At 70.6% G+C, this 25,752-nt stretch carries 23 protein-coding genes and 4 pseudogenes; 14 read left to right on the top strand and 13 right to left on the bottom strand.

Annotated features, from left to right (window positions below):
• The first annotated feature begins 49 nt into the window (after window positions 1–49).
• A complete protein-coding gene (locus tag M2266_RS18515) occupies window positions 50–1,606 on the top strand; it encodes a protein kinase (RefSeq protein WP_277439184.1) in 1,557 nt (518 codons plus the stop codon).
• Between the two features lie 38 nt (window positions 1,607–1,644).
• Here the strand turns inward: M2266_RS18515 and M2266_RS18520 are convergent.
• From M2266_RS18520 to M2266_RS18530, 3 genes and pseudogenes are all read right to left on the bottom strand, one after another.
• Window positions 1,645–2,683: pseudogene (locus M2266_RS18520) on the bottom strand (phosphotransferase).
• A gap of 15 nt (window positions 2,684–2,698) precedes the next feature.
• Window positions 2,699–3,115: a pyridoxamine 5'-phosphate oxidase family protein gene (locus M2266_RS18525; protein ID WP_277439185.1), complete on the bottom strand. Its 417-nt coding sequence runs from the start codon at window positions 3,113–3,115 to the stop codon at window positions 2,699–2,701.
• A 72-nt stretch (window positions 3,116–3,187) separates the two neighbouring features.
• Window positions 3,188–3,854: pseudogene (locus tag M2266_RS18530) on the bottom strand (response regulator transcription factor).
• Between the two features lie 309 nt (window positions 3,855–4,163).
• Here M2266_RS18530 and pdhA point away from each other — a divergent pair.
• From pdhA to M2266_RS18560, 6 genes are all read left to right on the top strand, one after another.
• Window positions 4,164–5,300 carry a pyruvate dehydrogenase (acetyl-transferring) E1 component subunit alpha gene (gene pdhA / locus M2266_RS18535; protein ID WP_277439186.1) on the top strand — a complete coding sequence of 379 codons (1,137 nt, stop codon included), beginning with the start codon at window positions 4,164–4,166 and terminating at the stop codon, window positions 5,298–5,300.
• A 2-nt stretch (window positions 5,301–5,302) separates the two neighbouring features.
• On the top strand, window positions 5,303–6,283 hold the full coding sequence (locus M2266_RS18540) for an alpha-ketoacid dehydrogenase subunit beta (RefSeq protein WP_277439187.1): 981 nt from the start codon (window positions 5,303–5,305) through the stop codon (window positions 6,281–6,283).
• Window positions 6,284–6,339: 56 nt separating this feature from the next.
• On the top strand, window positions 6,340–7,719 hold the full coding sequence (locus M2266_RS18545) for a dihydrolipoamide acetyltransferase family protein (protein ID WP_277441258.1): 1,380 nt from the start codon (window positions 6,340–6,342) through the stop codon (window positions 7,717–7,719).
• Between the two features lie 149 nt (window positions 7,720–7,868).
• Window positions 7,869–8,063: a hypothetical protein gene (locus M2266_RS18550; protein ID WP_269269094.1), complete on the top strand. Its 195-nt coding sequence runs from the start codon at window positions 7,869–7,871 to the stop codon at window positions 8,061–8,063.
• An 82-nt stretch (window positions 8,064–8,145) separates the two neighbouring features.
• Window positions 8,146–8,814, top strand: a complete 669-nt coding sequence (locus tag M2266_RS18555) for a GntR family transcriptional regulator (RefSeq protein WP_277439188.1) — start codon at window positions 8,146–8,148, stop codon at window positions 8,812–8,814.
• A 2-nt stretch (window positions 8,815–8,816) separates the two neighbouring features.
• Window positions 8,817–10,097, top strand: a complete 1,281-nt coding sequence (locus tag M2266_RS18560) for an MFS transporter (RefSeq protein WP_277439189.1) — start codon at window positions 8,817–8,819, stop codon at window positions 10,095–10,097.
• 13 nt (window positions 10,098–10,110) lie between these two features.
• On the opposite strand, the gene M2266_RS18565 is transcribed toward M2266_RS18560, so the two are convergent.
• Window positions 10,111–10,935, bottom strand: a complete 825-nt coding sequence (locus tag M2266_RS18565) for a maleylpyruvate isomerase family mycothiol-dependent enzyme (RefSeq protein ID WP_277439190.1) — start codon at window positions 10,933–10,935, stop codon at window positions 10,111–10,113.
• Between the two features lie 134 nt (window positions 10,936–11,069).
• Between M2266_RS18565 and M2266_RS18570 the strand changes: the two genes are divergently transcribed.
• Window positions 11,070–11,846, top strand: coding sequence for a carbon-nitrogen family hydrolase (locus tag M2266_RS18570; protein WP_277439191.1), 777 nt, complete (start codon window positions 11,070–11,072; stop codon window positions 11,844–11,846).
• 35 nt (window positions 11,847–11,881) lie between these two features.
• On the opposite strand, the gene M2266_RS18575 is transcribed toward M2266_RS18570, so the two are convergent.
• The gene (locus M2266_RS18575) at window positions 11,882–12,391 is read right to left on the bottom strand and encodes an LURP-one-related family protein (RefSeq protein ID WP_277439192.1); all 510 of its coding nucleotides are present in this window, start codon (window positions 12,389–12,391) and stop codon (window positions 11,882–11,884) included.
• 39 nt (window positions 12,392–12,430) lie between these two features.
• On the opposite strand from M2266_RS18575, the pseudogene M2266_RS18580 reads away from it, so the two are divergent.
• Window positions 12,431–14,255 (top strand): annotated as a pseudogene (locus M2266_RS18580) (NHL domain-containing thioredoxin family protein).
• Window positions 14,256–14,296: 41 nt separating this feature from the next.
• Here the strand turns inward: M2266_RS18580 and M2266_RS18585 are convergent.
• On the bottom strand, window positions 14,297–14,521 hold the full coding sequence (locus M2266_RS18585; RefSeq protein WP_277439193.1) for a DUF6458 family protein: 225 nt from the start codon (window positions 14,519–14,521) through the stop codon (window positions 14,297–14,299).
• Between the two features lie 124 nt (window positions 14,522–14,645).
• Window positions 14,646–15,935 carry a M18 family aminopeptidase gene (locus tag M2266_RS18590; RefSeq protein WP_277439194.1) on the bottom strand — a complete coding sequence of 430 codons (1,290 nt, stop codon included), beginning with the start codon at window positions 15,933–15,935 and terminating at the stop codon, window positions 14,646–14,648.
• A gap of 305 nt (window positions 15,936–16,240) precedes the next feature.
• Between M2266_RS18590 and M2266_RS18595 the strand changes: the two genes are divergently transcribed.
• Together M2266_RS18595 and M2266_RS18600 are read left to right on the top strand one after the other, a co-directional pair.
• On the top strand, window positions 16,241–17,206 hold the full coding sequence (locus M2266_RS18595) for a hypothetical protein (RefSeq protein WP_277439195.1): 966 nt from the start codon (window positions 16,241–16,243) through the stop codon (window positions 17,204–17,206).
• 48 nt (window positions 17,207–17,254) lie between these two features.
• Window positions 17,255–17,908 (top strand): class F sortase, encoded by a 654-nt coding sequence (locus tag M2266_RS18600; protein WP_277439196.1) that lies wholly within the window; start codon window positions 17,255–17,257, stop codon window positions 17,906–17,908.
• Window positions 17,909–18,201: 293 nt separating this feature from the next.
• Here M2266_RS18600 and M2266_RS18605 read toward each other — a convergent pair whose 3' ends face one another.
• The gene (locus tag M2266_RS18605) at window positions 18,202–20,028 is read right to left on the bottom strand and encodes an acyl-CoA dehydrogenase (protein WP_277439197.1); all 1,827 of its coding nucleotides are present in this window, start codon (window positions 20,026–20,028) and stop codon (window positions 18,202–18,204) included.
• Between the two features lie 194 nt (window positions 20,029–20,222).
• On the opposite strand from M2266_RS18605, the gene M2266_RS18610 reads away from it, so the two are divergent.
• The 3 genes and pseudogenes from M2266_RS18610 to M2266_RS18620 all read left to right on the top strand — a co-directional run bounded on the left by M2266_RS18610 (window position 20,223) and on the right by M2266_RS18620 (window position 21,975).
• Complete coding sequence (locus M2266_RS18610; RefSeq protein WP_203674324.1) at window positions 20,223–20,606, top strand: SseB family protein; 384 nt, start codon at window positions 20,223–20,225, stop codon at window positions 20,604–20,606.
• Between the two features lie 94 nt (window positions 20,607–20,700).
• Window positions 20,701–20,925 (top strand): annotated as a pseudogene (locus tag M2266_RS18615) (pirin family protein); the annotation flags it as partial.
• 78 nt (window positions 20,926–21,003) lie between these two features.
• On the top strand, window positions 21,004–21,975 hold the full coding sequence (locus M2266_RS18620; protein ID WP_277439198.1) for a pirin family protein: 972 nt from the start codon (window positions 21,004–21,006) through the stop codon (window positions 21,973–21,975).
• Between the two features lie 434 nt (window positions 21,976–22,409).
• On the opposite strand, the gene M2266_RS18625 is transcribed toward M2266_RS18620, so the two are convergent.
• The 5 genes from M2266_RS18625 to M2266_RS18645 form a co-directional block, all read right to left on the bottom strand.
• Window positions 22,410–22,595 (bottom strand): hypothetical protein, encoded by a 186-nt coding sequence (locus tag M2266_RS18625; protein ID WP_277439199.1) that lies wholly within the window; start codon window positions 22,593–22,595, stop codon window positions 22,410–22,412.
• Window positions 22,595–23,140 (bottom strand): HAD domain-containing protein, encoded by a 546-nt coding sequence (locus M2266_RS18630; RefSeq protein WP_277439200.1) that lies wholly within the window; start codon window positions 23,138–23,140, stop codon window positions 22,595–22,597. Before M2266_RS18630 ends, M2266_RS18625 begins: the two co-directional genes overlap by 1 nt.
• A 19-nt stretch (window positions 23,141–23,159) precedes the next feature.
• Entirely contained in the window at window positions 23,160–23,828 is a 669-nt protein-coding gene (locus M2266_RS18635) for a class I SAM-dependent methyltransferase (protein WP_277439201.1), read from the bottom strand.
• Window position 23,829: 1 nt separating this feature from the next.
• Window positions 23,830–24,744, bottom strand: coding sequence for a phosphotransferase (locus tag M2266_RS18640; protein ID WP_277439202.1), 915 nt, complete (start codon window positions 24,742–24,744; stop codon window positions 23,830–23,832).
• Window positions 24,745–24,834: 90 nt separating this feature from the next.
• On the bottom strand, window positions 24,835–25,584 hold the full coding sequence (locus tag M2266_RS18645) for a hypothetical protein (RefSeq protein WP_277439203.1): 750 nt from the start codon (window positions 25,582–25,584) through the stop codon (window positions 24,835–24,837).
• Window positions 25,585–25,752 lie beyond the last annotated feature (168 nt).

A 25,752-nucleotide genomic window follows, 5' to 3' on the forward strand; every position in this document is an offset into this window, starting at 1 on the left:
GGCGGACCAGAAAACCTGTAAGGCGAGGAACAAGCGACGGCGAGGGCTGATGGTCGACCCCCATGAGACGACCGCAGGAACCGGAGCGTCCGATTCCCCCGAATTGTGGGGCGCGCAGGGGATGGTCGGTGACGGACGTTACCGGCTGACCCACCGGTTGGGACGCGGCGGAATGGCCGAGGTCTTCGCGGCCGAGGACGTACGGCTGGGACGCATCGTGGCGATCAAGCTGCTGCGCTCCGATCTGGCCGAGGATCCGGTCTCCAAAGCGCGCTTCACCCGCGAGGCACAGTCGGTCGCCGGGCTGAACCACCATGCCGTGGTCGCGGTGTACGACTCGGGCGAGGACCGCACCCCCACCGGGGCGGTCCCCTACATCGTCATGGAGCTGGTCGACGGGCACACCATCCGTGACCTGCTGACCGGCGCCGAGGCACCACCCATCGACCAGGCGCTGATCATCATCTCCGGTGTGCTGGAGGCACTCGCCTACAGCCACCAGCACGGCATCGTGCACCGTGACATCAAGCCGGCCAACGTCATCATCACCAACACCGGCGCCGTCAAGGTCATGGACTTCGGCATCGCCCGTGCGCTGCACGGCGCCGCCAGCACCATGACCCAGACCGGCATGGTCATGGGCACCCCGCAGTACCTCTCCCCCGAGCAGGCGCTCGGCAAGGCGGTCGACTACCGCTCCGACCTGTACGCGACCGGCTGCATGCTCTACGAGCTGCTGGCGCTGCGGCCGCCCTTCACCGGCGAGACGCCGCTGTCGGTGGTCTACCAGCACGTGCAGGACGAGCCGCAGGTGCCGTCAACGGTCAGCGACCGGGTGCCGCCGGAACTCGACGGCCTGGTGCTGCGGGCGCTGGCGAAGCACCCGGACGACCGGTTCCAGAGCGCCGAGGAGATGCGCGGCGTGGTGCAGTACGCGCTGCACATGCTGCAGGAGCAGGGCGGCTGGAACAACGTCTGGGACACCGGCGTCGTGCCGCACACGGCTCCGGTCGGCCCGCCGGCGGGCCAGGGCGGGAACCCCGGCACGATGGTCGGCCGGCAGGGCAACAGCACCACCGCGGAGTTCAGCCGTCCGGTGATGCTGGGCGCGGCGGGTGGCGGAGCGGACGAGACGCGCGGCTACCTCGAACCGCAGCACGGCCACGGCCGGGGCGGCAACAAGTGGCTCAAGCCGGTGCTCTTCGTGCTGGCCGCGGTGCTCGCCATATCGCTGGGCGTGTACTTCGCCGTCGGACAGGCGGGGAACAAGAACGACCCGGGCAAGGACGTGGTCTCGCCGAGCGCGCAGACCTCGCAGGGCCAGAGCTCCGCGCCGAGCCAGGACCCCTCCACGGACCCTGGCCCGACCGACGGGGGCGCCACGCAGGCGCCGCCGCCCACGTCGACCCACCGGCAGACGCACACCGCCTCTCCGACGCCCACGGAGAAGCCCACCGAGACGGGGACGCAGTCCCCGACCTCGACGCCGACCGAGACACCCTCGGACTCCCCGACGCCGACCCAGGACCCGACGACGCCTCCGCAGACGTCGACGCCCACCGGCGGCGCCACCGGCGGCAACAACGAGGGCAAGCCCAAGCCCTGACGGCGACACGTCCACCGGCTGACCGGCCCACCGGCCGGTCAGCCGGTGAACGCCTCGCTGACGGCCTCGTACTCGCGCGTCCACCAGACGGCGAGCGCCGAGGACGCCGGGAAGAGGGGGTCGGAGCGCCTGTCGCGCTCCTGGTAGCGCCAGCAGAGCATCCAGAAGTCGTTCAGGCGCTCCCACCAGACCCGGTGCACGGCCGCGGCCAGTTCCGGGCGGGTCACGCCCGCCGCGAGCCGGTAGGCGCGCGCGTAGGGCCGCACCTTCGCCAGGTCCAGCTGCCCGTCGCCCCGGCCGGACGAAGAAGATCGCGGCGGCCCGTACCGCCTCCTCCGCACGCGGCTGCACGCCCAGGCGGTCCCAGTCCACGATGGCGACGGGTTCGTCACCGCGGTAGAGCAGGTTCAGCGGGTGGAAGTCGCCGTGCACCCAGCCGGTGGCGGGCGCGTCCGGCGGGGGCGGTTTTCGATGGGCGTGCCGCTCCAGCAGGGTCCGGCGTTCCAGTAACCGGTGCTCGGCCAGCTCGTCGAAGGTCTCGCGCGGCTCGTGCGCGTGGGCCAGCTCCAGCAGCTCGTCGATGAGCGCGTACGTCCGCGCGGGGTCGGCGCTGGGGTGCGGGATCCGGACCGTGTCCGGCGGGGGCTGGACGCGGGCCAGGCCCGCGTGCACATGGCCGAGGAGCGCGCCGAGCCGCCGGGACTGGGCGGCCGTCAGCTCGGTGCCCTCCCGGTGGTGACCCTCGACCCACGGGTAGAGGGCGTAGCAGCGCCCGCCGACGACCGCGACGGTCCGGCCGTCCGTGTCGGCGAGTGGCGGGGCGACGGGCAACCCCAGGCCGTCCAGGAGCAGTGTCGCGCGGTGCTGGCGGGCGATGACGGCGGCGTCCGCGGTGTCCGGCGCGAGGTAGTGCTTGAGGAAGAACCTGCCGCGGGTGGTGATCAGCCGGTAGCCGCGGTTCAGCAGTCCCTGGGGGACCGGATCGCAGGTCAGCGGGGTGCCGGCGCCCTCGTAGCGGCGCAGCAGGGTGCCGAGCGTGCCTTCGGCGAGCAGCTCCGTCGCCGCCGTGCACGTCACTCGGACAAGCGTAGATCACCCGGCGTGCGGCTCCGGCCACTGTGCGACGCCCCTGGCGAACTGCACGTCCACGAAGGCGGGGTCGATCCGCAGGTGAACGGGTTCGAAGGCGGGTTCGTCCACGAACGAGGGAAGCGGTCCGAACATATCGTCGGGGTCCTCCGGCGCCGTCACGACGCGGGCGGTGCCCGTGAGGTGCACGGCCCAGACGGAGTCCGCGGCCGCGTGCAGGTTGTCGGTCTGGTAGCCGACGACGGAGCCGTCGCAGGCGCCGTGGACGCCCCAGCCGCGGTGGACGCGGATCAGCACGTGGTCGTCCACCACGGCGTGCCGGGCGACGGCGATGTACGGCATGGCATGGCGCGTCAGGGCCAGGCGTCCATAGCGAACGGCGGCCACCAGCGCCATCGCGCGTCGTTCGTGGGGGGACATCCCTCCACTGTGGAGTCCGGAGGGTGAGCCGAAACAGGGCCCCCGGGCCCGTTCAGGGGGGTCCAAGGACCCTCAGCGGTGCTGGTTCTCCTCCGCCTGCATCCGGGCGACGTAGGCGGCCGCCTGGGTCCTGCGCTCCATGCCGAGCTTGGCGAGCAGCGAGGAGACGTAGTTCTTGACGGTCTTCTCGGCGAGGTGCAGCCGCTCGCCGATCTGCCGGTTGGTGAGGCCCTCGCCGATCAGGTTCAGGATCTTCCTCTCCTGCTCGGTCAACCCGGCGAGCCCGGGCGTCGCCCTTGTCCGCGCCGAGCCGCAGCCGCTCCAGCACCCGGGCGGTCGCCACCGGGTCCAGCAGCGACTTCCCCGCGGCGACGTCACGGACGGCGCTGAGCAGGTCCGTCCCCCGGATGGCCTTGAGGACGTAACCCGCCGCGCCGGCCATGATCGCGTCGAAGAGCGCCTCGTCGTCGGCGAACGACGTCAGCATCAGGCACTTGATGTCCGGGTCGTTCGACCGGATCTCCCGGCAGACCTCGACGCCGCTGCCGTCGGGCAGCCGGACGTCCAGAACGGCGACGTCAGGGTGGGTGGCGGGGATCCGGACCAGGGCCTCGGCGGCCGTGCCGGCCTCGCCGACGACCTCGATGTCGGTCTCCACGGAGAGCAGCTCATGGACCCCTCGGCGGACCACTTCGTGGTCATCGAGGAGGAATACACTGATTTTTCCGTCTTCGGACACGAATCGAGCATCCCACACGATTCGATCTCCAGACCTCTTACGCCATTTCGATCGGCGAGATACCGTTCCTCTGTCCCGGTGGCCTGCGACAACGCCTATTTACTAGGTAATCCAAGCAAAACCGCAGGTAGGACGCCTTCGCGCGATGGCGGATGTAGTAGGTAACGTCTTTCTTGCAGGCCACTTTGCCGGGGCACTGTCACGCCTGGCTCGGCCATGCCGCACATACCCCGTGCGCCGCGTCGAACCAGGTGAGCCGCAACTGGCCTCCCGGCGGATCCCGGGGGCCGGACAGACGGAGGAGCGAACGTGAGCGTGAAGAGCACTGCCGCGCGGAGAACCACCCGCGGCGGCGCGAAGCGCCGTGGGGGCGAGCCCGAGCTCGTACAGCTGTTGACCCCCGAGGGCAAGCGCGTCGAGCACAGCGAGTACTCCATCGACCTGACCCCGGACGAGCTGCGTGGCCTGTACCGCGACATGGTGCTGACCCGCCGCTTCGACGCCGAGGCGATCACCCTGCAGCGGCAGGGAGAGCTGGGCCTGTGGGCCTCGCTCCTCGGCCAGGAGGCGGCACAGATCGGATCGGGCCGGGCCACCCGACCGGACGACTACGTGTTCCCCACCTACCGCGAACACGGTGTCGCCTGGACCCGTGACGTGGACCCGTTGAACCTGCTGGGCATGTTCCGCGGGGTCAACCACGGCGGATGGGACCCCAACGAGAACAACTTCCACCTCTACACGATCGTCATCGGCTCGCAGACCCTGCACGCGACCGGTTACGCGATGGGTATCGCCAAGGACGGCGCGGACTCCGCCGTCATCGCCTACTTCGGCGACGGTGCCTCCAGCCAGGGCGATGTCGCGGAGGCCTTCACCTTCGCGGCCGTCTACAACGCCCCCGTGGTGTTCTTCTGCCAGAACAACCAGTGGGCGATCTCCGAGCCGACCGAGAAGCAGAGCCGGGTGCCGATCTACCAGCGCTCGGCCGGTTTCGGCTTCCCGGGCGTCCGGGTCGACGGCAACGACGTGCTGGCCGTGCTGGCCGTCACCAAGGCCGCCCTGGAGCGGGCCCGCACCGGCCAGGGGCCGATGCTCGTGGAGGCGTTCACCTACCGGATGGGCGCGCACACCACGACCGACGACCCCACCCGCTACCGCGCCGACGAGGAGCGCGAGCAGTGGGAGGCGAAGGACCCGATCCTGCGGCTGAGGACGTACCTGGAGGCCGAGGGCCTGGCCGACGAGGAGTACTACGCCTCGATCGACCAGGAGAGCGACGCGCTCGCCAAGCGGGTGCGGGACGGCGTGCGCACCATGCCGAACCCCGACACCATGGCGATCTTCGAGAACGTCTACGCGGACGGGCACGCGCTCGTCGACGAGGAGCGCGCGCAGTTCGCCGAGTACCTCGCGTCGTTCGCCGACGAGACTGAGGGGCACTGACCATGACCACGACCACGTTGACCATGGCCAAGGCCCTCAACGAGGCGCTGCGCCAGGCGCTGGACACCGACCCCAAGGTCCTGCTCATGGGCGAGGACATCGGGAAGCTCGGCGGCGTCTTCCGCATCACCGACGGTCTGCAGAAGGACTTCGGCGAGGAGCGGGTCATCGACACCCCGCTGGCCGAGTCCGGCATCGTCGGTACCGCGATCGGCCTGGCACTGCGCGGTTACCGCCCGGTCGTCGAGATCCAGTTCGACGGCTTCGTCTTCCCGGCGTACGACCAGATCGTCACGCAGCTCGCCAAGATGCACGCGCGGGCCCTGGGCAAGGTCAAGATGCCCGTCGTCATCCGCATCCCGTACGCGGGCGGCATCGGCGCGGTCGAGCACCACAGCGAGTCCCCGGAGACGCTCTTCGCGCACATCCCGGGCCTCAAGGTGGTCTCGCCCTCCAACCCGCAGGACGCCTACTGGATGCTCCGGCAGGCCATCGACTGCGACGACCCGGTGATCTTCTTCGAGCCGAAGCGCCGCTACTGGGACAAGGGCGAGGTCGACACCGAGGCCATTCCGGGCCCGCTGCACAAGGCCCGGGTGGCCAGCGCGGGCACGGATCTCACCCTGGCGGCGTACGGCCCCATGGTGAAGGTCTGCCTGGAGGCGGCCGCGGCCGCCGCCAAGGAGGGTCGTAGCCTGGAAGTGGTGGACCTGCGGTCCTTGTCGCCGATGGACTTCGACACGATCCAGGCGTCGGTCGAGAAGACCCGCCGGCTGGTGATCGTGCACGAGGCTCCCGTCTTCCTGGGAACCGGCGCGGAGATCGCCGCCCGGATCACCGAGCGGTGCTTCTACCACCTCGAGGCTCCCGTGCTGAGGGTCGGCGGCTTCCACGCCCCGTACCCGCCGGCCCGGCTCGAGGAGGAGTACCTGCCCGGCCTGGACCGCGTACTCGACGCCGTCGACCGCGCGCTGGCGTACTGAGAGGCGAGGAGAGCGTGACTGTGACCGACATTGCGCAGCGCTTCCGCGAGTTCAAGATGCCCGATGTGGGCGAGGGACTCACCGAGGCCGAGATCCTCAAGTGGTACGTCAAGCCGGGTGACACCGTCACCGACGGGCAGGTCGTGTGCGAGGTCGAGACGGCGAAGGCGGCCGTCGAGCTGCCGATCCCGTTCGACGGCGTCGTGCACGAGATCCGTTTCCCCGAGGGGGAGACGGTTGACGTGGGCACCGCCATCATCTCGGTGGACACCACCCCGGGCGCCCCGGACGAGGTGCCCGCCACGGCGGCCGTCCCGGCTTCGGCCGCGCCGGCCGAAGCGGCACCCGAGCCGCCCGCCGAGCCGGCGAAGCGGCAGGCGGTGCTGGTGGGCTACGGCGTCTCCGAGGCGTCGACCGTCCGCCGGGCGCGCCGGACGCAGGGCACGGTCCCCGACCGGCCCAAGGGCCGGCCTGCGGCCGAGGTGAACGGGCACGGCGCGAGCACGTCCAACGGCTTCAACGCGCCCGCCGGGGACCGGCCACTGGCCAAGCCGCCGGTGCGCAAGCTCGCGAAGGACCTCGGCATCGATCTGAGCGCCGTCGTCCCGAGCGGCCCCGACGGGACCGTCACCCGCGAGGACGTGCACGCGGCGCTCGCGCTCGCGTCGTCCGAGCCCGTCATGGACGTGGCGCCCGCCGCTCCCGTCGCCCCGGAGACGGTCGCGGAGTCCGGTGTCCGGGAGACCCGTACACCGATCAAGGGCGTCCGCAAGGCCACCGCTCAGGCGATGGTCGCGAGCGCCTTCACCGCGCCGCACGTCACGGAGTTCGTGACGTTCGACATCACGCGGACGATGAAGCTGGTCCAGGAGCTCAAGCTGGACCCGGCGTTCGCCGGCCGCAAGGTCAGCCCGCTGCTGCTGGTGGCCAAGGCGCTGCTGGTGGCGATCCGGCGCAACCCCGAGGTCAACGCGACCTGGGACGAGGCCGGCCAGGAGATCGTCCGCAAGGAGTACGTGAACCTGGGCATCGCGGCGGCGACCCCGCGCGGGCTGATCGTGCCGAACATCAAGGACGCGCACGCGAAGACGCTGCCCGAACTGGCCACCGCGCTCGGTGAGCTGGTGGCGACCGCGCGGGAGGGCAAGACCTCTCCCGCGCAGATGCAGGGCGGCACGGTGACCATCACCAACGTCGGCGTCTTCGGCGTCGACACCGGTACGCCGATCCTCAACCCGGGGGAGTCCGCGATCCTCGCCTTCGGTGCGGTCAAGGACATGCCATGGGTCCACAAGGGCAAGGTGAAGGTCCGCAAGGTCACCACGCTGGCCCTGTCGTTCGACCACCGGGTGGTCGACGGCGAGCTGGGCTCGAAGGTGCTCGCGGATGTCGCGGCGCTGCTGGAGCAGCCGAAGCGGCTCCTGACCTGGGCGTAGCCCAGCACCGCAGGCCGGCGTCACACGAAAGAGGCTCGGACGCACAAACGTCCGGGCCTCTTTGGCGTGTCCGGCGACCATGAAACGCCTGATCTATGGCGATATACAGGGAGAGGCCCAGATTTCAGACATTCAGCCCGGAGGACGCCGTGGCCGTATCCGTATCCGCGATCCTGCTTCTCCTCATCATGGCGGTCGTCTTCCTGCGCAGCGGATCGCTCAAGGTCTCGCACGCCCTGGTCTGCGTCTTCCTCGGCTTCTACCTCGCGGGCTCCAGCGTCGCCCCGACCATCCAGAACGGGCTCACGGCGACGGCGAACGTGGTGAGCAGCCTGCACCCCTGACGAGCCGTTCCCGGCGCTGACCGGTCCGTATCGCGGACGCCCGTTCCTCGCGGATACGTGATGTATCTATGATGCGTGCATCATGATTCCCGCCCCCACACTGGCCTCCGCCGCCAAGTCGCCGCCCGCCGCCGAGCGGGTCTACGTCCACGTCAAGCAGGGTGTCCTCGACCGCAGTTACGAGGGCGGCACCCTGCTCACCGAAGGCGATCTCGCCGAGGCCGTCGGGGTCTCCCGCACGCCGGTGCGCGAGGCACTGCTCCGCCTGGAGGCGGAGGGGCTGCTCAAGCTCTACCCCAAGAAGGGCGCGCTGGTCCTGCCGGTCTCCGTGCAGGAGATCGCCGATGTCGTCGAGACCCGGCTGCTCGTCGAGCAGCACGCGGTCGCCAAGCTGGTGCCCGCCGCGCCGCCCGCGCTGCTGGCCCGGCTGGAGGAACTGCTCGCCGAGCAGCAGGGCCACGCCGACGCCGGCGACCTCGCGGCGTTCGCGGTCGCCGACCGCTGCTTCCATGCCGAGATCGTCCGCGCGGCGGGCAACCGCATCCTCGCCCACCTCTACGACCAGCTGCGCGACCGGCAGTTGCGGATGGGCGTCGCCACGATGCACGCCGAACCCAGCCGCGTCGCCAAGAACCTGGTGGAGCACGGCGAGATCCTCGCGGCGCTCAGGGACGGTGACGGCGTCCGCGCCGCCGCCCTGGTGCACCGGCACGTCTCGTGGGTGAAGGTCATGGCGCGGGGGGACGCGTGAGCATGAACGGCGAACCGCCCGGCGGCAGGCGGGCCGCCACCGTGTGGGGCATCGGCACCCTCGTCTACATGGTCGCCGTGGTGCACCGCACCAGCCTCGGCGTGGCCGGGATCGACGCCGCGGAGCGCTTCCACATCGGTGCCTCCGCGCTCTCCACCTTCTCGATCCTCCAGGTGCTCGTCTACGCCGGGCTGCAGATACCGGTCGGGCTGATGGTCGACCGGCTCGGCACCAAGAAGGTGCTGACCATCGGCATCGTGCTGTTCACCGCGGGGCAGCTCGCGTTCGCGCTGTCGCACTCGTACGGGATGGCGCTGGCCGCCCGCGCGGTGCTCGGCTGCGGTGACGCGATGACGTTCGTCAGCGTGCTGCGGCTGGGCTCCCGCTGGTTCCCGGCCCGCCGGGGTCCGATGATCGCGCAGGCCGCCGCGCTCTTCGGCGTCGCGGGCAACCTGATCAGCACGGTCGCGCTCTCCCGCATCCTGCACTCGGCCGGCTGGACCGCCACGTTCACCGGCACGGCGGTCGGCGGCGCCTTCGTGCTCGTCCTGGTGCTGCTGTTCCTCAAGGACCACCCCGACGGCTACGAGCCCGCCCCCACCGAGCACGCCGGCCTGGGCTACGTGCGCCACCAGATCGCCTCCGCCTGGCGGGAGCCCGGCACCCGGCTCGGCATGTGGGTGCACTTCACGACGCAGTTCTCCGGAATGGTCTTCCTGCTGCTGTGGGGGCTGCCGTACCTGGTGGAGGACCAGGGCCTGTCACGCGGGGCGGCCGGCTCGATGCTGACCCTCGTGGTGCTCGCCAACATGGTGTTCGGCACGCTCTTCGGCCAGCTGATCGCCCGTCACCACGGCGCCCGGATGCCGATCACGCTCACCGCGATCGGGGCGAGCACCGTCGCCTGGGCGACCGTCCTGTCCTGGCCCGGCGGCCACGTCCCGCTGTGGATGCTGATCTGCCTGTGCGTCGCACTCGGCGCCTGCGGCCCCGCGTCGATGATCGGCTTCGACTTCGCGCGCCCGGCCAACCCTCCGGAACGTTTCGGCACCGCCTCCGGCATCGTCAACGTGGGTGGCTTCACCGCCTCGATGATCACTCTGCTGGCGATCGGCGTGCTGCTGGACGCGACGGGTGACAACTACCGGATCGCCTGGTGCAGCGTTTTCGTGCTCCAGGCGATCGGCACCGTCCAGATCCTGCGACTGCGCGGCCGCGCGACCCGGCTGGAGAAGGACCGGATCGCGGTCAGCCGCGTCGAGAGCGTGCATGTGCCGGTGTAGCGGGAGCCGGCGGCTACGGGGTGAGGGCGATGTGCGCCAGGATCGCGTTCGCGAGCTGCTGGTCGCCCTCCACCTTCACCCGGTCCGCGACGGCCGCCGGGCGCACCCGGCCGCAGACCAGCCGCAGGAACGTCTCCCAGTCGGTGCTGAAGGTGACGGCGGGGCCCAGCGAGACCGCGGAGTCGATCGTGCCGCGCCCGTCCTGGTCGACCCGGACCGTCCGCATGAACTCCAGCGGGCCGTGGATGTCGAAGACCACCGCGGACCCGGGGGGCGCGCCGGCGTCCTTGGCGATCACCTTCGGCAGCGCGCGGAGCAGGAAGTCCCGCGCGTACACCGCGGCGGGCGACGCCAGGTTGCCCGGCGTGCCGAGCGCCCGGCGCAGGTCCTGCTCATGGACCCAGACGTCGAAGGTCCGCATCCACAGCAGGTGTTCCAGGGTCATCTCCTGGCCCATCGGACCGCGCATGGTCTGCTCGGGACCGCGCGACTCGTTCCGCAGCTGGCGGGAGCGCCGGATGATCGTGTACTCGAGCTCGGAGGTCATCTCCGGGGCTGTGTGGTGGCGCCGGGTGTCCACCGGCACCTCGATGTAGCGGGCGAACTCGCTGGTGATGTGCCGAAGATCACTCGGGAGGGTGTGGATCGGGCGGGGATCCCCGAGCATCTCGCACTCGTAGCCGATGACGTGGGACACGACGTCGCGCACCGACCAGTACGGGCACTCGGTCCGCCGGTTCCATTCACCCTCGACGAGGGGGGCGACCAGTTCGTTGATGGATTCTATGGAGTGGGTCCAGGCGTCGATGTACGGCTGGATCTTACTGTGGACGGTCACGGGACCCCTCGACGGATCGATGCGCGGTCGTGGTGGTGTGCGCCTAAGTTACGCTCCGCGCGGGTACCCACGCAGTGCTTTCGAGTGACGATGGTAGGCCCGACTTGACGACCAAACGTATGGGCGGTGGGTGTATGCGCGCTTCTTTGCTGCAGATCGACGTCGACCTGGAGGAAACGGTCGCCGACCGGCGTGACCGGGTGGCCGCGCTGGTGCGCGCGCAGGCCGGTGCGGATCTGGTCGTCCTGCCCGAACTGTGGCCGGTCGGCGCCTTCGCGTCGGACACCTTCGCGACGGAGGCGGAGCCGCTCGACGGGCCGACGGCCGACGCGATGTCAGCCGCGGCGCGGGACGCGGGAGTCTGGCTGCACGCGGGTTCGATCGTCGAGCGTGACCCTGATGGCCCGCTCTACAACACCTCGCTGGTCTTCGATCCCGACGGGGAGCTGCGGCACACCTACCGCAAGATCCACCGCTTCGGCTTCGACCGGGGCGAGGCCGCGCTGATGGCGCCCGGCGAGGAGATCGTCACGGTCGCGCTCCCGGACACCGTCCTGGGCCTGGCGACCTGTTACGACCTGCGCTTCCCCGAGCAGTTCCGGCTGCTCGTCGACGCCGGCGCGCAGTTCCTCGTGATCCCGGCCGGCTGGCCGGCGAAGCGGCGGGAGCACTGGCGGCTGCTCGCGCGGGCCCGCGCGGTCGAGTCCCAGACCTACGTCCTGGCCTGCGGCACGGCCGGCACCCACGCGGGAGTCGAGCTCGCCGGCCACAGCATGGTCGTCGACCCGTGGGGCGATGTCCTCGCGGAAGCCGGCACCGGTGAGGAAGTCCTCACCGTCGACCTCGACCCCGCCCTCGTCACGAAGACCCGGCACGACTTCCCGGTCCTGCGGGATCGCCGCCTCGGCTGAGCGGACGGCTGAGCCGGCCGGGCGCCCCGGACGGCTCAGTCGTCGTGCTTGTCGTGCTCCTCGTGCTCCTTGTCGACCAGCCGGTCCACGCACACCGCGATGGCGATGAGCATGCCCGCGTCCGCGTCCTCGCGTTCCACGTCGATCGCGTACGTGTCGCGCATTCGGAACCACTTGCGGGAGATCCGCGCGAGGCGCTCCCCCTCGTACTCGATGTCGAACTCCTTGTCGACGATGTCCCCGCGGACCTCCAGTTCCTCCCCTGAGGCCAGCTCCGCCCGGAACACGTCCCGCAGCAGCGTCAGCCGCTTCTTTCTGACGGTCACCAGCACGTTCCCGCCGCGCTCCACGGTCATGGTGTCCCGCAGGCTCACCAGCTTCTTCCGGATCACCGCGACCTCCGCCCCCCGGGCGTCCCGCAGCTCCAGCGTCTCCCGGACCCGCATGACCTTCCCGTCGACGTAGAACGCCCGGTCACCGCGCTCGTCCTCGATCCAGTAGTCGTCACCGATCGCGAACAGCTTCTCCCGCACGAGGTATTTCATGGAGGAATGTCTACCCGTTGAGTGCTGTTGGATGGGGGTATGACTGCACGTGCGCGCGTTCGAGCCCCGGAACTCATCGGCAAGGGCGGCTGGCTCAACACCGGTGGCCGCCCCCTGACCCTCACGGACTTGCGCGGACGCGTGGTCATTCTCGATTTTTGGACCTTCTGCTGTGTGAACTGCCTGCATGTGCTCGACGAGCTGCGGGAGCTGGAGGAGAAGCACCGGGACACCGTCGTGATCATCGGGGTGCACTCGCCGAAGTTCGTGCACGAGGCGGAGCACCAGGCGGTCGTGGACGCGGTGGAGCGGTACCAGGTGCACCACCCGGTGCTCGACGACCCGGAGCTGGGCACCTGGAAGCAGTACGCGGTGCGGGCGTGGCCGACGCTGGTGGTGATCGACCCCGAGGGGTACGTCGTCGCGCAGCACGCGGGCGAGGGGCACGCGCACGCGCTGGAGGCGCTGGTCACGGAGCTGGAGGCGGAGCACGGCGCCAAGGGGACGCTGCGGCGGGGCGACGGTCCCTACGTGGCGCCGGAGCCGGTGGCGACGCACCTGCGGTTCCCGGGGAAGGCACTGGCGCTGGCCGACGGCGGGTTCCTCGTCTCGGACACGACCCGGCACCAGCTCGTGGAGCTGGCGGCGGACGGCGAGAGCGTCGTGCGGCGGATCGGCGACGGGGAGCGCGGGCTGGTGGACGGTGGGCCCGACGTGGCCCGGTTCAGCGAGCCGCAGGGGCTGGCGCTGCTGCCGGACGGTTCGGTCGTCGTGGCGGACACGGTCAACCACGCGCTGCGGCGGCTGGACACCGCGACCGGCGCCGTGACGACGCTCGCCGGGACCGGTGGCCAGTGGTGGCAGGGGTTCCCGACGGCGGGTCCCGCCCGTGAGGTGGCGCTGTCGTCGCCGTGGGACGTCGCCTGGTTCGCCGGCCGGCTGTGGATCGCGATGGCGGGCGTGCATCAACTGTGGGCGTACGACCCGGTGGCGGAGACCGTCGGGGTTCGCGGCCGGCACGACCAACGAGGGGCTGGTCGACGGGCCCGCCGACGAGGCGTGGTTCGCGCAGCCGTCGGGCCTGGCGGCGGCCGGGGACCGGTTGTGGGTCGCGGACTCGGAGACGTCGGCGGTGCGCTACGTCGAGAGCGACGGCGATGGGTTCGTGGTGCGGACGGCGGTCGGGACCGGGCTCTTCGACTTCGGTCACCGGGACGGCGCCGCGGAACAGGCGCTGCTGCAGCACCCGTTGGGCGTCACCGCGCTGCCCGACGGATCGGTCGCGATCAGCGACACGTACAACAACGCGCTGCGCCGCTTCGACCCGGAGACCGGCGAGGTGACGACGCTCGCGACCGATCTGCGCGAGCCGTCGGACGCGGTGCTGGTGGGTGAGGACGTCGTGGTGGTCGAGTCCGCGCGGCACCGGCTCACCCGGCTGCGGCTGCCCGAGGAGGCGGTGCGGGTGGAGTCGGCCGCGCACCGGACGCGGCGCCCGGCGACCGAGGTGGCGGCGGGGCCGTTCCGTCTGGACGTGGTCTTCACCGCGCCCGCCGGCCAGAAGAGCGACGAGCGCTACGGCCCCTCGACGCGGCTGCTGGTCAGCTCGACCCCGCCGGAACTCCTGCTGGGGGGCGAGGGGAAGGGCACGGACCTGGGACGGGACCTGGTGCTGAACCCCGAGGTCACCGAGGGGGTGCTGCATGTGTCGGCGATGGCCGCCTCATGCGACGACGACCCGGACAACGAGTTCCCGGCCTGCCACATGCACCAGCAGGACTGGGGCGTCCCGGTCCTGCTGGCCGCCGGCGGTACGGGCCGGCTGGCGCTGGTGTTGGCGGGGATGGACGAGCCGGCCGAGTGAAGCGACGGCTCACCGGGGCCGGGACACGGCCCCGGTGAACGTCACTCGTAGTAGCGACGCTCCTCGACCACCGGCTCCACGCCGCCCCGGACGGTCTCCAGCCGACGACGCTTGAAGATGCTGATGTAGGCCGCGACGCCGATCGCCCCGACGGCCATCATGATCAGGCCCACCAGGTCGAGGTTGACGCCCGACATGTGCCAGTCGGTCGCGAAAGTGAGGATCGCGCCGACCGCGATCAGTGCGATGCAGCCGCCGATTCCCATGGTGTCCGCCTCCGTCGTCCATTGGCCGTTCCGGTTGGTTCTGGAGGGGCGTCTACCCCCGACCGGAACGGCCATGCGTGACTGCGGAGTTGGTGCCCCCGGGGCGGGCGCCGCGCGCCGGGTCTCAGCTCTCGATGAAGGACTTCAGCGCGCTCGCCAGCAGGTACGGGTCGTCCGCGCCGCTCAACTCGCGGGCGGAGTGCATCGACAGGATGGGCACGCCGACGTCGACGGTGGTGATGCCGTGCCGGGCCGCGGTGATCGGGCCGATCGTCGTGCCGCACGGCATCGCGTTGTTCGACACGAAGTGCTGGAACGGCACCCCGACCCGCTCACAGGCGGCGGTGAAGATGCCGCGCCCCGAACCGTCGGTGGCGTAGCGCTGGTTGACGTTGGTCTTCAGGATCGGACCGCCGTTGGCACGCGGGTGGTGCGTGGGGTCGTGCCGCTCGACGTAGTTGGGGTGCACCGCGTGCCCGGAGTCGGACGAGACGCAGACCGTGCCGGCCAGCGCGCGCTGCCGGTGCTCGTAGTCGCCGCCGCGCGCGTGCACGGAGCGTTCCAACACGTTGCCGAGCAGGGGGCCCTGCGCGCCGGTGTCGGACTCGCTGCCGTTCTCCTCGTGGTCGAACGCCGCGAGGACGGGGATGTACGCGAGGTCCTGCCCGGCGACGGCCGCCAGCGCCGCCGTGGCGGCGTGCACGGACAGCAGGTTGTCCATCCGGGGCGAGGCCAGCAGTTCGCGGTCGCGGCCCAGGTAGGCGGGCGGCTGCACGTCGTGCGCCATGACGTCCCAGCCGACGACGTCGGAACCGGCCACCCCGGCCTCGTCCGCGAGGAAGTCGATCAGGTCGCCGTCACTCGCCTTGCCGAGGCCCCAGACGGGCTGCATGTGCCGCTGCTTGTCCAGCGCGAGGCCGTTGTCGTTGACCCCGCGGTCCAGGTGGATGGCGAGTTGCGGGACGCGCAGCAGCGGGCGGTCGACGCTGACCAGCCGGGACGTGCCGTCGCGCAGCGTCAGCCGGCCGGAGAGCCCGAGGTCCCGGTCGAGCCAGCTGTTCAGCAGCGGTCCGCCGTAGAGCTCCACGGCGATCTGCCGCCAGCCGGCCGTGCCCATGTCAGGGCGGGGCTTCACCCGCAGGTTCGGTGAGTCGGTGTGCGCGCCCATGATGCGGAACGGGGTCTCCGGCCGTGCGCCCTCGGGGACGTACCAGGCGATGATCGCGCCGCCGCGCAGCACGTACCTGCCCCCCGCCGCACCGTCCCAGGAGTCGGTCTCCTGGACCTGCCGGAACCCGGCCTTCTCCAGCCGTTCCGCGGCGCTGGCCACGGCGTGGTAGGGCGACGGGCTGGCCTGCACAAAGGCCATCAGGTCATCGGTGTGGGTGCGCGTGAAGTGAGGGTGGACGCTCATGGAGCCAGCATAGAAGTCCCCATCGGCGGGGCGCGTCCGGCGGGGTGTGCGGTGCGCTTCTCAGGGGCCCCTACCGGCGGAACGCCCGGATCCGGCGCCTTTCGGGTCGTCGCACCGCCGCCCAAGTGCGGGCTGTCCGTCGGCTGTTGCCTTCCTGTGACGGAATCGGGTGGGTGGCGTCGCACATGATCCATAAGTTCAGTTCTGCAGCCGAAACTCCTTGGTCCCCACACGAAGGTGAAGAGCGGCACATCGCACCACCCACCTTTCACCGCCCTTTCGGGCAGATCAGGGGTTCCGACACCATGTCCGTACGCTTCGCACGCCGCCGTACCGCCCTCCGCGCCGCTCTCACCGCCGCCGCGGTCACCGGCGCCGTCCTCGTCCCGGCCGCCGGCGCCTTCGCCGACTCGGCCCAGCCGACCGCCAAGCCGACCGCGACGAAGCCGGTTCCTTCGCAGGCTCCGGACGCGGTGAAGGGCTGCACGGTCACCAAGACCATCAAGTCGGTCTTCGCCGGCTGGACGGTCGAGCTCAGCAACGGCCCGGCCGGCCCGAAGGCGGTCCTGAGGGACGAGAAGGGCAAGACGGTCTCGGTGGTGGACACGAAGGTCGAGACCGACGAGAAGTACGGTCTGAAGATCGTCGACTCCGAGGGGCTCTCGCCGGTCTTCGAGGACCGCAACCAGGGCGGTGCCATGCCGTGGCGCAAGACCGCCTTCCCGAAGCCCCCGAAGGGCTGTGTCGGTCAGCCCGGTGTGCCCGGAACGGTGACCCAGCACGGTTGCACGGTCACCAAGACGATTCAGGCGGTCTTCGGCGGCTGGACGGTCGACCTCAGCAACGGTCCTTCCGGTCCGAAGGCGGTCATGAAGGACCAGAAGGGCAAGTCCGTTGAGACGGTGGACAGGAACCACGTCACCAGCAACTCCATGCGGATCATCGGTGCCGGGGGCACCTCGCCGCGCTTCGAGCAGAACAATCAGGGCGGCGGCCACCCGTGGACCAAGGCCGCTTTCCCCGCGCTCCCCAAGAGCTGCGTGAAGACCACCACCACGGGCACGACCACCACGGGCACGACCACCAACACCACCTCCGGTGGCCAGACCAAGACCCTTCCCAAGGGCAGCGTCGCCGCCGGTGCGGAGAACGTGACCGCGAAGGACAACTCCGCGCTGATCGTCGCGGGTGGCGTGGCCGGCGCCGCGGGTGTCGCGGGCCTCGGGGTCCTGGTCCTGCGCCGCCGCCGCTCCGCGGTCGCCGGCGTCTGACCCCGGCCGGAACAGCAGGCAGCAGGAACTGAAGGAGCGAGTCGTCCCATGCCCGTGCCCACCGGATCCCGGTCACGCTGGATCGTGGTCGCCTGTGTGCTGGCGCTGGTCGCCGGTGGCTGGGCGCTCGTCTCCGGGCTCAGCGGCGGCGGTCACCCCGCCGCCGCGAGCGCCCACATCGCGGCCACCGCGCCGCCGGCCCGCCCCGGTGCCGCCAAGCCGTCCGCCCGTGCCGCCGCCGCGGCTCCGATGACCGCCTCGAAGCCGGTCCGGGTGCGGATCCCGGCGGCGGGCGTCGACACCGGCCCCGTGCTGGAGCTGGGGTTGGCCGCCGACGGAACGGTCGAGGTCCCCTCGGTCCGGCAGGCCGACCGGATCGGCTGGTACAAGGGCGGCGTCACCCCGGGCGAACTCGGGCCCGCGGTGTTGATCGGGCACTTCGACACGGTCGAGGGCCCCGCCGTCCTGAAGGACGTCGCGAAGGTCAGGGCCGGCGACCGGATCACGGTGGACCGCGCGGACGGTTCGACGGCGGTCTTCACCGTCCGCACGCTGGAGCAGGTGGACAAGGACGCCTTCCCCACCGCGAAGGTCTACGGCGACACGACCCGTCCCGAGCTGCGGCTGATCACCTGCGGCGGGGACCTGCGCGGCGGTCACCGCCCGGACAACATCATCGTCTACGCGGATCTGACGACCTGATCCCGGGCGACCGCGGCGGAGGTCCTGCGGACCGTGCCGCGGATCACGCCTCCCCGAACGTCCCCACCGTGCCACGACGCCCGCCGCGGCCTCGCACTCTGCCCCCGCCGAGTCGTGTCGTGGTGCCCGCACCGGGTTCCCGCGGTTCTTGATGCCACCGGGCCCGTGTTCGACCCGGAGGGCCCGGACGGGGGTGCGGACGGTGGCGCCGACAGGCCGCGGACGCGGGCGCGCCGCCCGCCCGGGGAATCGGGAACGGGCGGCGCGGCCTGTCAATGGGTGCGGCGAACCGCTCAGAAGGCTTCTTCCGGCAGGTCCATCACGTCGAGCGTGACGGTCTCGGCCAGCGACCGCTGGACGCCGACGTTCGGGAGGATGTTGGCGGCGAAGAACTTCGCGGCCGCGATCTTGCCGGTGTAGAAGGCCGCGTCCTTGGCGCCGGCGGACGGCAGCTTCTCGGCGGCCACGGCGGCACCGCGCAGCAGCAGGTAGCCGATGACGACGTCGCCGGAGGCGAGCAGCAGGCGGGTGGAGTTCAGGCCGACCTTGTAGATCGACCGGACGTCCTTCTCGGTGCCGGCCAGGTCGGTCAGCATGGCGCCGACGATGGCCTCCAGGTCCACGGCGGACGTGGCGAGCTGCTCGCGGGCGGCGGCCAGCTCCTCGCCGCCGACGGCCTCGGCGAGGAACTTCTTGATCTCCTCGGACAGGGTGGTCAGCGCCTGGCCCTGGTCGCGGACGATCTTGCGGAAGAAGTAGTCCTGGCCCTGGATCGCCGTGGTGCCCTCGTAGAGGGTGTCGATCTTGGCGTCCCGGATGTACTGCTCGATCGGGTACTCCTGCAGGTAGCCGGAGCCACCGAAGGTCTGCAGGGACTGGGCGAGCTGCTCGTAGGACTTCTCGGAGCCGTACCCCTTGACGATCGGGAGCAGCAGGTCGTTGAGGCCGATCAGCGCCTTGGCGTCCTCGCCCGCCGCCTCCTTGACCGCGATCTGGTCCTGGACGGAGGCGGTGTAGAGCACCAGGGAGCGCATGCCCTCGGCGTACGCCTTCTGCGTCATCAGCGAGCGGCGCACGTCCGGGTGGTGCGTGATGGTGACCTTCGGCGCGGTCTTGTCCATGAACTGCGCCAGGTCCGGGCCCTGCACGCGCTCCTTGGCGTACTCCAGCGCGTTCAGGTAGCCGGTGGAGAGCGTCGCGATGGCCTTCGTGCCGACCATCATGCGGGCGAACTCGATGATGCGGAACATCTGGCGGATGCCGTCGTGCTTGTCACCGAGCAGCCAGCCCTTGGCGGGGTGCTGGTCGCCGAAGGTCATCTCGCAGGTGTTGGAGGCCTTGAGGCCCATCTTGTGCTCGACGTTGGTGGCGTAGGCGCCGTTGCGCTCGCCCAGCTCGCCGGTCTCCCAGTCGAAGTCGTACTTCGGCACGATGAAGAGCGACAGGCCCTTGGTGCCGGGGCCGGCGCCCTCGGGGCGGGCCAGCACCAGGTGGATGATGTTCTCGGACATGTCGTGCTCGCCCGAGGTGATGAAGCGCTTCACACCCTCGATGTGCCAGGAGCCGTCCTCCTGCTCCACAGCCTTCGTCCGGCCCGCGCCCACGTCGGAGCCCGCGTCCGGCTCGGTCAGCACCATCGTGGCGCCCCACTGGCGGTCCACCATGAGCTGGGCGACCTTGGCCTGCTCCTCGGTGCCCTCCTCGAAGACGACGCCGGCGAACGCCGGGCCGGAGGAGTACATCCAGATGGCCGGGTTGGAGCCGAGGATCAGCTCCGCGTAGGACCAGATGAGGGAGGCGGGCGTCTTGGTGCCGCCGATCTCCTCGGGGATGCCCAGGCGCCAGTACTCGGAGTCCATGAAGGCCTGGTAGCTCTTCTTGAACGTGGCGGGCACCGGGGCGGTGTTGTCCGTCGGGTCGAAGACCGGCGGGTTGCGGTCGGCGTCGGTGAAGGACGCGGCCAGCTCGTTCTCCGCGAGGCGCGAGACCTCGCTGAGGATGCTCTTGGCGGTCTCCACGTCCATCTCGGCGAACGGGCCGGTGCCGTAGAGCTTGTCGCGGCCGAGCACCTCGAAGAGGTTGAACTCGATGTCGCGGAGGTTGGACTTGTAGTGGCCCATGACGACGGCTCCGTATCGCACTCGATCAGTTACGTGGCAGTACTACAGCAAGCAGTAATACAGAATGATGCTACCCGCCGGTAATAAGAAGCAACCCCTTGCCGCCCGGATGTGACGGGACACTCGCTAGTCTTGGGGTCGTGTACGGCTACGACCAGACCTCGCATCCCGGCCCACCGCCCGGCGCTGCCCCGATGCCGGGGGTGTACCCCGAGCCGTCCCCACCCTCGCTCGCGGACGCCGTCAGGGCCTTCACCACGGGTTCCCTGTCCGCGGAGGACTTCCAGGCGATCTTCTCGACGTCGAAGGTCTACTGCCCGCGCGGCGAGAACCCCGGATTCCTGGCGCTGCACGACACGCAGCAGCCGGTGATCCCGATGTTCACCTCGCTCAAGGAGCTGCGGCGGTACGCGGGCAAGGAGTCCAAGTACTTCGTCATCACCGGTGCCGAGGTGCTCGACCTGCTGCCGACCGGCTACGGCTTCGTGCTGGACATCGACGGCCAGCACCGGATGGTCTTCGACGCCAAGGCCGTCGAGCAGATGGTGGAGTTCACCATGCGCCGGATGTACGGCTAGCTTCTCAGCTCCCCGCTGACCTGCGGGAATAGGGCATGCCTTGCTGAATGTTCACTATTCAACTAAGTTGGATCCAGAACACGAGGAGGACCCCATGCCCGCCGTGACCGTCGAGAACCCGTTGACCCTGCCGCGCGTGTCCGCGCCCGCTGACGCGGTGCCGCGTCCGGCGCTGGCTGTCTCCACCGCGCCGAGCGGTTTCGAGGGCGAGGGCTTCCCCGTCCGCCGCGCTTTCGCGGGCATCGACTACAAGAACCTCGACCCGTTCATCATGATGGACCAGATGGGTGAGGTGGAGTACGCCCCGGGTGAGCCGAAGGATTCTATCAGTTGGGGGTGTTTCTCGACGGATGCTCGCTGACCTGCGGAAGCTCCCAACCAGAGAAGAGCCGGACCCATGCCTGCTGTAAGCGTCGACAACCCCCTGACCCTGCCGCGCGTGGCCGCATCGGCAGGTGCCGTGCCTCGCCCCGTGCTGGCCGTGACGACCGCCCCGAGCGGTTTCGAGGGCGAAGGCTTCCCTGTCCGCCGCGCTTTCGCGGGCATCGACTACAAGAACCTCGATCCGTTCATCATGATGGACCAGATGGGTGAGGTGGACTATCAGCCTGGGGAGCCGAAAGGCACCCCGTGGCACCCGCACCGCGGCTTCGAAACCGTCACCTACATCATCGACGGCATCTTCGACCACCAGGACAGCCAGGGCGGCGGCGGCACCATCACCAATGGCGACACCCAGTGGATGACGGCTGGCTCGGGCCTGCTGCATATCGAGGCGCCGCCGGAGCACCTCGTCACGTCGGGCGGTCTCTTCCACGGACTCCAGCTGTGGGTGAACCTCCCCGCCAAGGACAAGATGATGGCCCCGCGCTACCAGGACATCCGCGGCGGCAACGTCCAGCTGCTGACCTCCCCCGACGGCGGCGCTCTCCTGCGTGTCATCGCCGGTGAGCTGGACGGTCACGCCGGTCCCGGCGTCACCCACACGCCGATCACGATGATTCACGCGACGCTGGCCCCGGGTGCGGAGATCACCCTGCCGTGGCGTGAGGACTTCAACGGCCTCGCGTACGTGCTGGCGGGCAAGGGCTCAGTCGGTGCCGAGCGCCGTCCGATCCACCTGGGCCAGACCGCTGTCTTCGGCGTGGGCTCCTCGCTTACCGTCCGCGCGGACGAGCGGCAGGACGCGCACACGCCGGACCTGGAGGTCGTCCTCCTCGGCGGCCAGCCGATTCGAGAGCCGATGGCGCATTACGGGCCGTTCGTCATGAACACCAGGGAAGAGCTTCAGCAGACGTTCGAGGACTTCCAGAAGGGGCGGCTGGGCACGATCCCGGCCGTCCACGGGATGTCCGAGGGCGGGCTGTAGGGCTCGCTATGACCAGATGCGGACGAGCCCAGTCTGGACAGGGACGGGGCTCGTCCGCGCTTGCTCCCTGGCTCGGTTCGTCTTGATTGGTCGGCTGCGGGGTGGGCAGGAACAGCCCTTGGTTTCAATGGCCCACTGCTGCGCGAGCGTGAACCGTGCGCGCAAGGGCTCAGTGCCGGGGCCGTCTTCTGGGTCTCCTAGTAAACGGCCAGGTCGGCGACCTGCGGCGATCTTCTCGGCGGGGCGCTGACCTGGCCGTTCTTCGCTTGGTGGCGTTGGGGCCGGACGGCCAAGATCAGCAGTCTTGCGGACTGTGTGCGGACTGCCGGGGACAGCGCTGTGGCGCCCTGTCCTGCCGCCCAGGGGCGACGAGATGAGCGACATGATGACGATGGTCGCTGCTGGGCTGACACGATGAGGGCGGCTTGTCCGGGTCACACGGTCGGCGCCTCGGTGTCTGGGGCGGAGGCGGTGTGGCCCGTCCGGGCGTCGTTGATGATCTGCTGCTGGTGGACCGCCAGGCCCAGGGCGGCGATGCCCACGAGGTGGAGGGCGGCCCAGCTGGCGGTGAGGACCGTGCCGAGTCGGTCGCGGTCCGGTGCCGCGTGGCGGGCGCTCATCAGGCCGCTTCCTTGCTGCTGGCGAGGTCGATGGCCCACTCCAGGGCGGTCGTGACGTGTTCGGGCTGTAGGCCGGCGTGCGGGTCGGGCTCGACCAGCAGGGTCGCGCGTCCGGCGGCGGTGCGGTCGGCGGCCCACTGGTGGTCGAGCGGGGTGAAGTCGTCGTCGATCCACACGACTGGGGAATCTGCGAGCCACCGCTCGGCATGGTCGCGTTTCCACAGGTAGCCGTCGGGGTGGCTGGTGGTGATCGCGGGGCGGGGCAACTCGATGTGCTCGAAGGCGGGCAGGCCGAGCAGGGGGCCGATCAGGCGCGGGGCGTCGATGCGCCAACTGGTGCACCACATCGGCCGGACGAGCCCGGTGTTGATGGCGTCGGCCATCAGCGGGCCGTGCTCCGGATTGAGCCACACGCAGATCGGGTCGGCATAGCCAGTCACCTGGACCTGGTGGCGGGTGTGGGTCGCCGGGGTGGACTTGTCCTGGGCCGGGAACGGGATCAGCACCCCGTCTATGTCCAGCAGCAGGAACGGGATCTGGTGCATCGGTGCCTCCGGGGGTTGGTCAGGGCTTCCGTGCGGTGATCAGGAGGGTGGTGGGCCAGCGGGCGTCGGTCGGCGCGTGGAGGTGGTGGACGCCGGTGACCAGCAGCCCGGCCCGGTTCAGCGCGCGGGACCAGGCGGCGGGGTCCATGTCCCAGCGCTCGACGGTGTGGGTGGTGCCGTCCGGCAGGGTCACGGTGTCGCGGGTGCGCGGGCTGGCGGGGAAGGCGCCGGTCCGCTGTGGGTGCGGGAGGGAGAAGGCCAGGACGCCCCGGCGGGCGAGTCTGCGGGAGCACGCGCCCAGGATCCGGGACGGCTCGGTCATGCCGATCGCGCCGAAGACGGAGACGACCGCGTCCAGGCGCTCAGTGCCCCGGCCGAGGTGGACGGTCGCGCTGGCGTGCAGGAACTGGGCCCCGGTGTGTTCGTAGTGGGCGGCAGCACGACGGATCTGCCCGGCCGAGCGGTCCACGCCGACGACGGTGGCGCCGGCTGTGGCGAGGTGGGCGGTGTTGTGGCCGGCTCCGCAGCCGAGTTCCACGATCCGGCGGCCGGTCAGGTCCCCGCCCAGGATCTCGGCTCCGGGACCGATGCCCGGCCGCTGGGTCCACTCCATCCTCGGTGGCGGCTGAAGGCGGTCCGCGGGCCGCTGGGCGAGCTGGGCAGCGGCGTGGGCGTCCCAGAGATCCACCTCAGGTTTCCAGGAGCCGCACGGCCGTCTTCAGGTGGCGGCGGACGACGGTGATGTACGCCTCGTCCTGGGACGGGTCGTTGATCCAGCGCAGGGCTTGCTCCATGAACCACTCGATCGCCCAGACGCGGTGCCAGCCCATGGCCCACGCCTCCGGGGCGAGGCCGCCGCGCTCAACCAGAGCGCTGGGGTGGCCGCCGGCGGCGGCGTACGCCTGGATGAAGCGGCGGAGCCGGACGGGGTCGGCGTCCTCGATGGTGCCGTGCCAGGAGGCGAGGTCGATCAGGCCGGGGCCGTTGAAGGCGCGGGCGAAGTCGAGCAGGCGCCAGCCGTCCCTGCTGATGTGGAGGCTGGTGGGGTGGAACTCGGAGTGCACCCAGCCCCACGGGGCGGTGGTGGCACCCTCGGCGCGCTTGGCGGCGGCATCTGTCAGGGCGTCCAGCATGCCGACGATGTCGTCGGTGCCTTCCGTCCACCGGCCCTTGTCGCGCAAACGGCGCAGGTGGCCGCGTGCCAGGGCCGGGAGCGCGGAGAGGGCGTCGTCGTCGAGAACGGGCAGCATCGAGGTCGGGGCGGCGTCGTGCAGGGCGACGGCGGCCACGATGCCGTCAGCGTCCACCGCGTCCCGGACGGGCTCGCCCAGGTCTTTGATGACCATGCCCAGGACGTCATCGCGCACGATCGCGCCAATGACGGCCGGCACCGGGATGTTGGCCTCGCCGGCGGCGCGCAGGATTTGGTGCTCGCTGGTGAACGGCTCGGCGGCGAACTTGTAGATCGCGGTGGTGCCGTCGGGGAAGGTGATGCGCTCCACGCCGGACAGCGACCACACGCGTACCGGGTCGCGGCTGGGCTGGGGCAGGCCGACGCTGGAGCAGATGTCGGCCAGGATGTCGGTGATGAGCTGGGTGTCCACGGGCGGGCTCCGTACGACGTGAGGACTGGAGGCGGGGGCGGTCCGGGGCGGCGGCGCCTGCCGCCCCGGACCGGTGGGTCAACGCGAGGATCAGGCGGCGGTCACGCGGTGCGACTCGACCCGCTGGATCCACTCGTCCTTCATCCCGGCGAGCTCCACGGCGAAGTTCGCCATCGAGGTGCCGTAGGCGGCGACGACGCCGCCGGACTGGTCGGGGACGGACTGGCAGCCGTGCACCAGCCGTCCGCCGAGCGCGGTGTGGGCCTTGATGCCCTCGATCCGGCGGTGCTCGTTGAACCAGCCGCCGTGGTAGACCTCGTCGAGCATCTGGCCGTCCTGCTCGGAGAGGTCGAAGACGACCCCGGTGGCGGAGGGGAAGAACCAGCACGGGCCGACGTTGGAGATGCGCCCGTCCAGCTCGACCTTGTTCAGGGCCATGAAGGTCGCCGCCTCGCGGAGCATCCGCAGGTGATCGGCGGTGAAGTTCGGCAGGCCCAAGGTGGCCAGGTGCTCGTCACGGAACAGGTAGGAATACACCTGGTAGGCGATGGCCAGGACCTCCCCGGCGTCGCTGGCGGAGCGGCCGTGGGCCTTCACGAAGTCCAGGGCGATCTGCTCGACGGCCGACTCCTCTGTCTCCTCGGCGTGCAGCAGGCCGGACTTGACGGTCGCCCAGTCGATGACGAGCCAGGAGCTGTTCTCGAAGCGGAAGAAGTACTCCTGCGGGTCGATGGTGATGCGCTTGCCGTCCACGGTGATGCCGGGCAGGCGGTTCCAACGCTGGTCGAACGCCTCGGGCAGCTCGACCGTGATCGTCGTTGTTGCGACGGTGGTGGTCACCTGGGTCTCCGTTCCGGAGGGGGCACCCTGCTGGGTGCCTGCGGCTTGGCCGGCCGCCCCGGATCGGGGGGAACCCTGTCGCATCCGGGGCGGCCTGGAGACCACAGTGCCGCCCCGGCGTAGGTCGCATCCGCAGCGAGGTTGCGGGCCCGCAGCCCGGCTGCGAGT

The sequence above is a fragment of the Streptomyces sp. SPB162 genome (assembly GCF_029504575.1).
Lineage (GTDB): Bacteria > Actinomycetota > Actinomycetes > Streptomycetales > Streptomycetaceae > Actinacidiphila.

Bases quoted from the DNA above. Each gene is read 5' to 3' on its own strand.
- M2266_RS18515 (WP_277439184.1), top strand. From the start codon at position 50: ATGGTCGACCCCCATGAGACGACCGCAGGAACCGGAGCGTCCGATTCC.
- M2266_RS18525 (WP_277439185.1), bottom strand. From the start codon at position 3,115: ATGTCCCCCCACGAACGACGCGCGATGGCGCTGGTGGCCGCCGTTCGC.
- M2266_RS18540 (WP_277439187.1), top strand. From the start codon at position 5,303: ATGACCACGACCACGTTGACCATGGCCAAGGCCCTCAACGAGGCGCTG.
- M2266_RS18545 (WP_277441258.1), top strand. From the start codon at position 6,340: ATGCCCGATGTGGGCGAGGGACTCACCGAGGCCGAGATCCTCAAGTGG.
- M2266_RS18555 (WP_277439188.1), top strand. From the start codon at position 8,146: ATGATTCCCGCCCCCACACTGGCCTCCGCCGCCAAGTCGCCGCCCGCC.
- M2266_RS18560 (WP_277439189.1), top strand. From the start codon at position 8,817: ATGAACGGCGAACCGCCCGGCGGCAGGCGGGCCGCCACCGTGTGGGGC.
- M2266_RS18570 (WP_277439191.1), top strand. From the start codon at position 11,070: ATGCGCGCTTCTTTGCTGCAGATCGACGTCGACCTGGAGGAAACGGTC.
- M2266_RS18575 (WP_277439192.1), bottom strand. From the start codon at position 12,391: ATGAAATACCTCGTGCGGGAGAAGCTGTTCGCGATCGGTGACGACTAC.
- M2266_RS18585 (WP_277439193.1), bottom strand. From the start codon at position 14,521: ATGGGAATCGGCGGCTGCATCGCACTGATCGCGGTCGGCGCGATCCTC.
- M2266_RS18590 (WP_277439194.1), bottom strand. From the start codon at position 15,935: ATGAGCGTCCACCCTCACTTCACGCGCACCCACACCGATGACCTGATG.
- M2266_RS18595 (WP_277439195.1), top strand. From the start codon at position 16,241: ATGTCCGTACGCTTCGCACGCCGCCGTACCGCCCTCCGCGCCGCTCTC.
- M2266_RS18600 (WP_277439196.1), top strand. From the start codon at position 17,255: ATGCCCGTGCCCACCGGATCCCGGTCACGCTGGATCGTGGTCGCCTGT.
- M2266_RS18605 (WP_277439197.1), bottom strand. From the start codon at position 20,028: ATGGGCCACTACAAGTCCAACCTCCGCGACATCGAGTTCAACCTCTTC.
- M2266_RS18610 (WP_203674324.1), top strand. From the start codon at position 20,223: ATGCCGGGGGTGTACCCCGAGCCGTCCCCACCCTCGCTCGCGGACGCC.
- M2266_RS18620 (WP_277439198.1), top strand. From the start codon at position 21,004: ATGCCTGCTGTAAGCGTCGACAACCCCCTGACCCTGCCGCGCGTGGCC.
- M2266_RS18625 (WP_277439199.1), bottom strand. From the start codon at position 22,595: ATGAGCGCCCGCCACGCGGCACCGGACCGCGACCGACTCGGCACGGTC.
- M2266_RS18630 (WP_277439200.1), bottom strand. From the start codon at position 23,140: ATGCACCAGATCCCGTTCCTGCTGCTGGACATAGACGGGGTGCTGATC.